Origin of the sequence: Microbacterium saperdae (assembly GCF_006716345.1) — a bacterium.
GTDB classification, from domain to species: domain Bacteria; phylum Actinomycetota; class Actinomycetes; order Actinomycetales; family Microbacteriaceae; genus Microbacterium; species Microbacterium saperdae.
Genome location: NZ_VFOX01000001.1, coordinates 3,056,514 through 3,066,588, shown reverse-complemented (window position 1 = coordinate 3,066,588; position 10,075 = coordinate 3,056,514). Strand labels below are relative to the sequence as shown.

The window sequence follows — 10,075 nt, the reverse complement described above, 5'->3', positions numbered from 1 at the left end:
AAGGACGTCAAGACCGCGACGAAGGATGCCGCGGCTGAGATGACCGACCTCCTCAACAAGTAAGGCACATTCCCTTCATGTCGATGGTGCAAGCGCCACTGCCGGCCACGGAGTCGGGGTCCACCCCCGCCTCCGTGGCCGGCGGCCGATCGCGGCGAGGGTTCTCCCTCCTCACGGCCCGCCCCTGGCTCCTCCTCGCCCCCGGGCTGATCATCCTCGCGGTGCTCATGCTCTGGCCTCTCATCCAGGTGTTCATCTTCTCGCTGCAGGACTACGGCCTCCGCGAGATCAACACCGGTGAGAACAACTGGATCGGTCTCCAGAACTATGCGGAGGCGCTCACCAACCCGACGCTGTGGACCGTGGTCCTGCCGAACACGGTCGGCTTCGCGATCGTCGCCGTGTTCGCCACCGTGGCCGTCGGCACGCTCGTCGCCCTGCTGCTCGCCCGTCTGGGCAGCGTGTGGCGGGTCATCGTGTCGAGCTGCATCATGGTCGCCTGGGCGATGCCCGCGGTGACCGGCACCTACGTCTGGACCTTCATCTTCGATGCCGACCGCGGCATCTTCAACGCGGTGCTCAAAGACCTGGGTCTGATGGACGCGTCGGTCAACTGGTTCACGAACCAGTGGTCGTTCTACGCCATCGTGCTGCTGAACGTCGTGCACCACGGCTTCCCGTTCGTCGCCATCACGGTGCTCGCCGGCCTGCTCGGCGTCTCGAAGGAGATGCTCGAGGCCGCGGCGCTCGACGGAGCCGGTGCGTGGACCCGCTTCTGGAAGATCATCTTCCCGACCCTCAAGCCCGTTTTCTCGGTGGTGATCATCCTGTCGACGATCTGGGACTTCAAGGTCTTCGCCCAGGTGTATCTGATGCCTGGTGGCAACGGCGGCAACCGCTCGGTGCTCAACCTCGGCGTCTGGTCGTATGTGGAGTCCTTCGGGCAGAACCGCTACGGCTTCGGTGCGGCGCTCGCCGTGATCCTGACCCTCGTGCTGATCGGCATCACGATCGTGTACATCCGATCGCTCATGAAGGAGGACGAGCTGTGAACCCGCGCCCGTCGCTCGCCTCGCGGATCGGTGTCGGCATCGCCGTCGCCGCCGTCCTGATCTTCACGCTGTTCCCCGTGTACTGGATGATCTCCAGCGCCTTCGATGCGAAGGCGTCCAGCGGTGGGCAGTCCCTGCTGCCGCAGGAGTTCACGCTCGACAACTTCGCGTTCGTCCTCACGGACGGTGGATTCGGCACCTACCTGCGCAACTCGGCGATCGTGGCGCTCGTCACGGTCCTCGTCAGCGCGGTCGTGTGCCTGCTCGCCGCCGTCGCGGTGGCCCGCTTCCGGTTCAAGTTCCGCACCACCGTGCTCATGATGATCCTCGTGGTGCAGATGGTGCCGCTCGAGGCGCTCGTGATCCCGCTGTTCCTGCAGGTCAAATCCCTCGGGCTGCTCAACAGCATCATCGGCCTCATGGTCGTCTACGTCGCCCTGTCCCTCGCGTTCGGGATCTGGATGCTGCGCGGCTTCGTCGCAGCGGTCCCGGTCGAGCTCGAGGAAGCCGCCTACATCGACGGTGCCAGCTGGTGGCGGATGTTCCGCTCGATCCTGCTCCCGCTGGTCATGCCCGGTCTGGTCGCGACCAGCATCTTCAGCTTCATCACGGCGTGGAACGAGTTCATCTTCGCCATGACGATCCTGGGCGCGCAGACCGATCAGTACACTGTCTCGATCGGCCTGAAGTCGTTCTTCGGTCTGCACTCGAACGACTGGGGAAGCATCATGGCGGCGTCGACCATCATCACGATCCCCGTGATGATCTTCTTCGTGATCGTGCAGCGGCGTCTGTCCGCGGGCATGGTGGCGGGGGCGGTCAAGGGATGAGTGCGGATCTGACGCGACTCGCGAACAGCGTCCTCTGGCCGGGCTTCTTCGGCACCGAGGCTCCGGCCTGGCTGCTCGACGAGCTGCGTGGCGGTCTCGCCGGGGTCGTGTACTTCGGTCAGAACATCGGCGCGGGGCTTCCGGCGCTGAGCGCTTCGCTCCTCGAAGCGAACCCGGACGCCCTGATCGGGGTCGACGAGGAGGGTGGCAGCGTCACCCGGCTCGAGTCGGCAGAGGGATCCACGATCCCCGGTGCCGCTCAGCTCGGACTTCTCGACGATCTGGTCGCCACCGAGCGCACGGGTGCGGAGCTCGCGCGCCGTGTCGCCGCGGTGGGCGCCAACGTCGTGCTCGGCCCGGTCGCGGACGTCAACACCGACCCGCGCAACCCGGTCATCGGTGTGCGCTCGTTCGGCTCGGATGAGGGTCTGGTGTCCCGGCACGCGGTCGCTGTGATCGACGGCATCCAGGATGGCGGTGTCGCGGCGTGCGTCAAGCACTTCCCCGGCCACGGCGACACGCACCTCGACTCGCATCACGCGCTGCCCGAGATCTCCCTCGACATCGAGGAGTTCGAGCGGGTTCACCTCGAGCCGTTCCGCGCGGCCGTCGAAGCCGGAGTCGACTCGATCATGACCGCGCACATCGTGGTCCCCGCGTGGGGTGAGGCCCCGGCGACGTTGAACCCGCGCATCCTCGGTATCCTCCGCAGCTGGGGGTTCGACGGTGTGATCATCACGGACGCCCTCGACATGGCCGCGATCCGCGAGACCGTCGGCATCGGGGGAGGAGCCGCGCTGGCCCTGGCCGCAGGCGCCGACCTGCTGTGCATCGGAAATCCCACGAACCCCGGCGAGGCGGCGCTGCCCGACCAGGATCTGCGTGACTTCCTGGCGGCACGCGACGGCATCGTCGCGGCGCTGCAGGACGGGTCGCTCTCTCGGGAGCGGGTCGAGGAGGCGTCGCGACGCGTCGCGACGCTGGCGGCCAAGCTCCGCGCGGCCGCCGCCACGTCGGTCGCACCGGCGGACGATTTCGATGCGGCCGAGATCCTCCGTCGTGTCATCACCGTGACCGGGGAGCAGCCGGCACCGGCGACCGCTCTCGCCGTCGTCGATGCGCGCCGTCGCTCGACGCTCGCCGTGGACAGCGCGGCCGCCTACGTCGCCGGTTCTCTGGCGGGCGACGACCGACGGATCCGTCTCGACGTCGCGAGCACGGAGGTCTCCGAGCAGGACCGTGTCCTCGACGAGATGACGGCGGATGCCGGCACCACCGTGATCCTGATCGATCGGCCGGATGCCGACGCCGCGCAGCGCGCGCTCGTGGAGCGGGCGGCCGCCCGTGACCCGCGAGCGGTGGTCGTCAACGTCGGACTGCCCGCGCGCTCGCCCCTGCCGCTGCCGACCGTCGAGGTCGCCGCCGCGAGCCGGGTCGGAGCGCAGGTCGCCCGCGAGCGCCTGCTCGGCAGGACCGGCTGAGTCGGGCCGTACGGTGGACGCAGACGTTCTCGCGCTGGTGCGACGCTCGGTCTCACGACTGAGCGCCGCCGAGGCGCGCGTGGCCGAGACGATCCTGGCCGATCCCACGCTGGTGATCGATCTCGCGATCACCGATCTGGCCAAGCTCTGCCAGACGTCGCTGTCCACCGTCGCCCGGTTCGCCCAGTCGCTGGGGTTCAGCGGCTACCGTGAGCTGCGCGTCGCCGTCGCCCGAACCGTCACGCTCGAGCAGGCGCAGCAGGCGCGCTTCAGTCTCGACACGACCGCGATCGATCCGGGCGACGAGCCGGCCGCGATCGCGGCGAAGCTCGCCGCGCAGGAGATCGATGCGATCGAGAAGACCGCGCTCGGCATCGATGCCGTCGGCCTCGATCGGGTCGCGCACGCGCTGGTCGCGGCGCGGCACATCGACCTCTTCGGACAGGCCGCGTCCTCGCTGACTGCGCAGGATCTGCAGCTCAAGCTCTCGCGCATCGGCTGCTCGGTCTCGCACTCCGCCGACCCTCATCTCGCCGTCACCACGGCATCGCTGCGCACGGCGGAAGATGTGGCCATCGCGTTCTCGCATGGCGGGGAGACGCAGGAGACTGTGCGGGCGCTCGAGGTCGCACGCGACGCCGGCGCGCTCGTGGTCGCCGTGACGAGTGCGGAGGAGTCCACCCTCGCCGGAGTGGCCGATGTGGTGCTGCTCACGCATGCGCACGAGTCGCCCTTCCGCATGGCCGCGATGTCGAGCCGCATCGCGCAGCTCGCGCTGGTGGATGTGCTGTTCGTGCGGGTCGTGCAGCTCCGCGGAGAGCCCGTCGTGATCCCGTTGCAGCGCACGCACGACGCCGCCGCCGCTCGGCAGCGTCCCCGCCTCAGCTCCCAGGACTGACGCTCCTCGCATCCGGACCTCTGTCTGAGGCATCCGGGCGGCGTCGATACCGGATTGCAACCTGGATGCGTTTGGCATCTGTGGATCTGCTGGGTAGCGTCGAGGCATCACCGTGTCCAGAGGCGACGATGCCTCGGGAACGCGCAAAGAAGCGCCCGACAGGGAAGGTACACACAATGCACCAATCAGTCATGCGACGGCGAGGACTCATCGCCATCACCGGAGCCACGCTCGCGGCTCTCGTCCTGGCAGGATGCGTCGCCAGCGAACGAGGAGACGAGGGTACCGAGGGATCAGGCGATGTCGACGGCACGTTCGTGTTCGCGGCATCCTCCGACCCGGCGAGTCTCGACCCCGCCTTCGCCCAGGACGGTGAGAGCTTCCGCGTCTCGCGTCAGATCTTCGAGGGACTCGTCGGTACGGAGCCCGGTACGGCCGACCCCGCACCGCTGCTCGCCGAGAGCTGGGAGTCGTCGGACGACGGCATGTCGCACACCTTCGCGCTGAAGGAAGGAGTGACGTTCCAGGACGGCACGCCGTTCAACGCCGAAGCCGTCTGCGTCAACTTCGACCGCTGGTACAACTGGACCGGTCTCGCGGCATCCGAGGCCTTCGGGTACTACTACAACAAGCTCTTCAAGGGCTACGCCTCCAACGCGGCAGACGCGGTCTACAAGTCCTGCACGCCCGACGGCGACTACTCGGTCACGATCGAGCTGAACAAGCCGTTCGCCGGCTTCGTGGCGTCGCTGTCGCTGCCGTCCTTCTCGATGCAGAGCCCCTCGGCCATGAAGGAGTTCGGCGCGGATGACGTGAGCGGTTCCGCCGAGGCGCCTGTGCTCTCGGAGTACGCGACCGCGCACCCGGTCGGCACCGGCCCGTATCAGTTCGACGAATGGGCTCCGGGCGAGCAGGTCACGCTGACCTCCTACGGCGACTACTGGGGCGACAAGGGCCAGGTCGACAAGATCATCTTCCGCACGATCGACGACCCGACCGCACGCCGTCAGGCGCTGGAGTCCGGCTCGATCGACGGCTACGACCTCGTCGGTCCCGCCGACACCAAGGCACTCGAGGACGACGGCTTCACCATGGTGTCGCGCCCGCCGTTCACGATCCTGTACCTCGCCTTCAACCAGGCGGTGCCGGAGCTGCAGGACCCCAAGGTCCGTGAGGCGCTGTCGTACGCGGTCGACAAGGACGCGCTCATCAGCCAGGTGCTGCCGGAGGGCACGCAGAAGGCGATCGAGTTCGTGCCCGAGGTCGTCAACGGCTACAACGCCGATGTGACGACCTACGATTACGACCCCGAGAAGGCGAAGGAGCTGCTCGCCGAGGCCGGCTACGACGAGGCCAACCCCCTGAAGCTGACCTTCAACTACCCGGTCAACGTCTCGCGTCCGTACATGCCGGACCCCGAGCAGATCTTCACCGTGCTGTCGTCGCAGTTGTCCGAGGCCGGCGTCGAGACCACCCCGGTCTCGGAGGAGTGGGTCGAGTACCTCGACCGCACCACCGGCACCTCTGATCACGGCATCCACCTGCTGGGATGGACCGGCGACTACAACGACACCGACAACTTCGTCGGCGTCTTCTTCGGGCAGAAGAGCTCCGAGTGGGGCTTCGACAACCCCGAGCTGTTCCAGAAGCTGAACGAGGCGCGCGGCGTCTCGAACCTCGAGGACCAGACCGCGCTCTACGAAGAGATCAACGAGATGGTCGCGCAGTTCATCCCGGGCATCCCGCTCGCCCACCCGGCACCGACGCTCGCGTTCGACCCGCGTGTGAAGAGCTACCCCGCCAGCCCGGTGAACGACGAGGTCTTCACGGACATCGTCCTCACCAAGTAGGTCTGACCGATTGAGATGTCGACCCCCGGTCCCGCGCTTTCGGCGGGACCGGGGGCACGGCGTACCTTCTGATCAACGGAGATCTTCTTGCTGCGCACCATCGGCAGGCGACTGCTATTCCTCATCCCCACCCTGTTCGGGCTCAGCATCCTGCTGTTCGCCTGGGTCAGGGCCCTTCCCGGCGGGCCCGCCGTCGCGCTTCTCGGTGAGAAGGCGACACCGGAGGCCGTCGCCCGAGTCAACGAGCTCTACGGCTTCAACAAGCCGCTCATCGAGCAGTACTTCATCTGGGTCGGACGTCTCCTGCAGGGGGACTTCGGTACCTCGATCCAGACCAACCGTCCCGTCGTGGAAGAGTTCATGCGGCGGTTCCCGGCGACTCTCGAACTGAGCGTGATGGCGCTGATCTTCGCGATCGGCGTCGGCATCCCGCTCGGCTACTGGGCCGCACGCCGGCACGGCAAGTTCAGCGACCACGCCTCCGTGGTGCTGAGCCTGATCGGCATCACGATCCCGGTGTTCTTCCTGGCGTTCATCCTCAAGTACATCTTCGCGGTGCAACTGGGCTGGCTGCCGTCGGACGGACGCCAGAATCCGCGAATAGACGCCACTCATCCCACCGGGTTCTACGTGTGGGACGGCATCATCACCGGGGAGTTCGATGCGGCCTGGGATGCGATCCTGCATCTCGTGCTGCCGGCACTGGCGCTCGGCACCATCCCGCTCGCGATCATCGTCCGCATCACCAGGGCCAGCGTGCTCGAGGTGCAGAACGCGGACTATGTGCGCACGGGGCGTGCCAAGGGCGTCGGATCCTCGACGCTGCGCAACCGCTTCATCCTGCGCAACGCCATGCTCCCGGTGATCACCACGATCGGGTTGCAGACCGGGCTCCTCATCTCGGGGGCGGTGCTCACCGAGACGGTGTTCGCCTTTCCGGGGATCGGCTCGTTCCTCGCGCGGGCGATCTTCACCCGCGACTTCCCGGTGCTGCAGGGCTTCATCATCTTCATCGCGATCGCCTACGCCCTGATCAACCTCGCCGTCGACGTGTCGTACAGCTTCATCGATCCGAGAGTGAGGGTCCAATGATGACTCGCACCATTGCTCCACAGGAGGTCGCGTCATGAGCGTCGCCCTTCCTCCCGCCCAGGGTGGCGGACTCATCGACACCGTCGCCATCGCACAGGCTGACCTGAAGGACGGCCCCGGCGGCTTCTGGCGGGACGTGTTCCGTCGGCTCCGCCGCAACCCGACCGCCTGGATCGGGGCGGGCATCGTCCTGCTGTTCGTGCTGGTCGCGGCGCTCGCGCCCCTGATCGCGCCCTATCCGGAGACCGCGCTGCCCGGGGCGAAGTTCATCACCCCGACGCACATCCCCGGTCCCGGCGAGCTGCCCGAGTTCCCGCTCGGTCTCGATCGTTTCGGCGGCGACGTGCTGTCGAAACTCATCTGGGGAGCGCAGGCCTCGCTGCTCATCGGTGTGATCTCGACCGCCATGGGACTGGTGGGCGGCATGATCCTCGGCCTCCTCGCCGGCACCTTCGGCGGCTGGGTCGACACGCTGATCATGCGCATCGTCGACATCATCCTGTCGGTGCCGAACCTGCTGCTCGCGGTGTCGATCGCCGCGATCCTCGGGCAGACCCCGTACGCGGTCATGATCGCGATCGGGGCCTCGCAGGTGCCGATCTTCGCGCGACTGCTGCGGGCATCGATGCTGCAGCAGCGCTCCAGCGACTACGTGCTCTCCGCCCAGACCCTCGGTCTCGGCCGCGGGTCGATCACGATGTCGCACGTGCTGCCGAACGCGATCGGGCCCGTGATCGTGCAGGGGACCCTGACGCTCGCGACCGCCGTGATCGATGCGGCGGCGCTGTCGTTCCTCGGTCTCGGCGGAGGACGCCCGGAGACGGCGGAGTGGGGCCGCATGCTCACCTACGCGCAGGCGGAGCTGGCGATCGCGCCGTGGTTGGCGTTCCTCCCCGGTATCTGCATCGCGGTCACCGCGCTCGGCTTCACCTTGTTCGGTGAAGCGCTGCGCGAGGCCATGGACCCGAGAACGAGGGCACGATGAACGCCAAGAAAGAGAATCAGACGTCCGGCGCACCGCTGCTGTCCGTGCAGGGGCTGGCGGTCGACTTCGCCACCATGGACGGGGTCGTGCACGCGGTCGAGGGGGTGGACCTCGACATCAACGCGGGGGAGACCGTCGCGATCGTGGGGGAGTCGGGCTCGGGCAAGTCGACGACGGCGATGGCGATCATCGGACTGCTCGCCGGCGGCGGTCGCATCGCCTCCGGCAGCATCCGGCTCGACGGTCGCGAGATCACGCGGGCATCGGAGCACGAGCTGCGTGCGATCCGCGGGCGCGACATCGGCCTGGTGCCGCAGGATCCGATGTCGAACCTGAACCCGGTCGCCAAGATCGGCACCCAGGTCGCCGAGACCCTGCTCGCACACGGGCTCGCCACCAGGCAGAACGTGCAGGAGAAGGTCGTGCAGGCTCTCACCGCGGCAGGTCTGCCCGATCCGGAGAGGCGTGCGAAGCAGTATCCGCACGAGTTCTCCGGCGGCATGCGGCAGCGTGCGCTCATCGCGATCGGTCTCGCCTGCAGCCCACGGCTGCTGATCGCGGACGAGCCGACGAGTGCGCTCGACGTCACGGTGCAGCAGACGATCCTCGATCAGATCGGGGCGATGACACGAGAACTCGGTACCGCCGTGCTGCTCATCACGCACGATCTGGGTCTCGCCGCCGAGCGTGCGGAGCGGGTCATCGTGATGCACCGCGGGAAGGTGGTCGAGCAGGGCTCTGCGCGGCAGATCCTCGAGGCGCCGCAGCATCCGTACACGCAGTCGCTCGTGAAGGCCGCACCGTCGGTCGCCGCCGCACGGCTGCGACCGGAGGCGTTCCACGTCGAGGAGCGGGCCGCGGAGTCGGAGCCTCAGGCGGCGGCCCCCGCCGATCACATCGTCGAGATCGAGAACCTCACCAAGGTGTACCCGGTGCGCGGACGCGGTGAGGATTTCGTGGCGGTCAAGGACGTCTCGCTGTCGATCCCGCGCGGCGAGACGGTCGCGATCGTGGGCGAGTCCGGGTCGGGCAAGACGACGACGGCGCGGATGCTGCTCAAGGTGGTCGAGCCGACCAGTGGCCTGATCCGCTTCGAGGGCAAGGACATCTCGTCGCTGAGCAAGGCCGAGACGCGGGACTTCCGGCAGCGCGTGCAGCCGATCTTCCAGGACCCGTACTCGAGCCTGAACCCGATGTTCACGATCGAGCGGCTGATCTCCGAGCCGCTCGACTTCTACCGGCGGGGGAGCGGATCCGAGCGGCGCACCCGCGTGCGGAAGCTGCTCGACGACGTGGCACTGCCGCAGTCGATGCTGCGGCGCTATCCCTCGGAGCTCTCGGGCGGACAGCGTCAGCGGGTCGCGATCGCCAGGGCCCTCGCCCTGTCGCCGGATCTGATCGTGTGCGACGAGCCCGTCTCGGCGCTGGACGTGCTGGTGCAGGACCAGATCCTGACGCTGCTCGGTGATCTGCAGCGGGAGTACGGGCTGAGCTACCTGTTCATCTCCCACGACCTCGCGGTGGTGCGGCTGATCAGCGACTACGTGTGCGTCATGAAGGACGGCGCTCTGGTCGAAGCGGCCTCGTCGGAGGAGATCTTCACCAACGCGCGCGACCCGTACACGCGTCGTCTGCTCGCCTCGATCCCCGGGAACGAGCTGAACATCGCGTCCTGAACGCCCCGTTCGCCGAGACCCATCCCGCCCGTCGAGACCCATCGCGCCCGACGCATGCACGGGTGGGTCTCGGCGCGGATGGTGGGTCTCGGCGTGCGTGGACGGCGCTAATACCGCAGCATCCGACATTGGTCAAGGACTGAGCTTGCCATGTCGCCGAATCGTGCGTATAGTTGGTAGTTGCGCTCGCTTCTCCCTGCCCTCATATGGT

General features: G+C 67.6%; 8 protein-coding genes. All 8 read left to right on the top strand.

The features are described from left to right. The first annotated feature begins 77 nt into the window (after positions 1-77). The 8 genes from FB560_RS14575 to FB560_RS14540 all read left to right on the top strand — a co-directional run bounded on the left by FB560_RS14575 (position 78) and on the right by FB560_RS14540 (position 9,864). Positions 78-1,052, top strand: coding sequence for a carbohydrate ABC transporter permease (locus tag FB560_RS14575; RefSeq protein ID WP_141873043.1), 975 nt, complete (start codon positions 78-80; stop codon positions 1,050-1,052). Beyond that, the gene (locus tag FB560_RS14570; protein ID WP_141873042.1) at positions 1,049-1,882 is read left to right on the top strand and encodes a carbohydrate ABC transporter permease; all 834 of its coding nucleotides are present in this window, start codon (positions 1,049-1,051) and stop codon (positions 1,880-1,882) included. Before FB560_RS14575 ends, FB560_RS14570 begins: the two co-directional genes overlap by 4 nt. Next, positions 1,879-3,363: a glycoside hydrolase family 3 protein gene (locus tag FB560_RS14565; RefSeq protein ID WP_141873041.1), complete on the top strand. Its 1,485-nt coding sequence runs from the start codon at positions 1,879-1,881 to the stop codon at positions 3,361-3,363. The genes FB560_RS14570 and FB560_RS14565 overlap by 4 nt, the downstream gene beginning before the upstream one ends. Before the next feature lie 13 nt (positions 3,364-3,376). Then, entirely contained in the window at positions 3,377-4,261 is an 885-nt protein-coding gene (locus tag FB560_RS14560) for a MurR/RpiR family transcriptional regulator (protein WP_141873040.1), read from the top strand. 176 nt (positions 4,262-4,437) lie between these two features. Beyond that, positions 4,438-6,111, top strand: a complete 1,674-nt coding sequence (locus FB560_RS14555; RefSeq protein WP_141873039.1) for an ABC transporter substrate-binding protein — start codon at positions 4,438-4,440, stop codon at positions 6,109-6,111. An 87-nt stretch (positions 6,112-6,198) separates the two neighbouring features. Continuing rightward, positions 6,199-7,203 (top strand): ABC transporter permease, encoded by a 1,005-nt coding sequence (locus tag FB560_RS14550; protein ID WP_141873038.1) that lies wholly within the window; start codon positions 6,199-6,201, stop codon positions 7,201-7,203. A 34-nt stretch (positions 7,204-7,237) separates the two neighbouring features. Next, positions 7,238-8,188, top strand: coding sequence for an ABC transporter permease (locus tag FB560_RS14545; protein ID WP_141873037.1), 951 nt, complete (start codon positions 7,238-7,240; stop codon positions 8,186-8,188). Continuing rightward, on the top strand, positions 8,185-9,864 hold the full coding sequence (locus FB560_RS14540) for an ABC transporter ATP-binding protein (RefSeq protein ID WP_141873036.1): 1,680 nt from the start codon (positions 8,185-8,187) through the stop codon (positions 9,862-9,864). Before FB560_RS14545 ends, FB560_RS14540 begins: the two co-directional genes overlap by 4 nt. The last annotated feature ends 211 nt before the right edge of the window (positions 9,865-10,075 follow it).

What these genes read in the sequence shown, in the direction of transcription:
- FB560_RS14575 (WP_141873043.1), top strand. Translation starts at nt 78, where the DNA reads ATGTCGATGGTGCAAGCGCCACTGCCGGCCACGGAGTCGGGGTCCACC.
- FB560_RS14545 (WP_141873037.1), top strand. Translation starts at nt 7,238, where the DNA reads ATGAGCGTCGCCCTTCCTCCCGCCCAGGGTGGCGGACTCATCGACACC.
- FB560_RS14555 (WP_141873039.1), top strand. Translation starts at nt 4,438, where the DNA reads ATGCACCAATCAGTCATGCGACGGCGAGGACTCATCGCCATCACCGGA.
- FB560_RS14540 (WP_141873036.1), top strand. Translation starts at nt 8,185, where the DNA reads ATGAACGCCAAGAAAGAGAATCAGACGTCCGGCGCACCGCTGCTGTCC.
- FB560_RS14565 (WP_141873041.1), top strand. Translation starts at nt 1,879, where the DNA reads ATGAGTGCGGATCTGACGCGACTCGCGAACAGCGTCCTCTGGCCGGGC.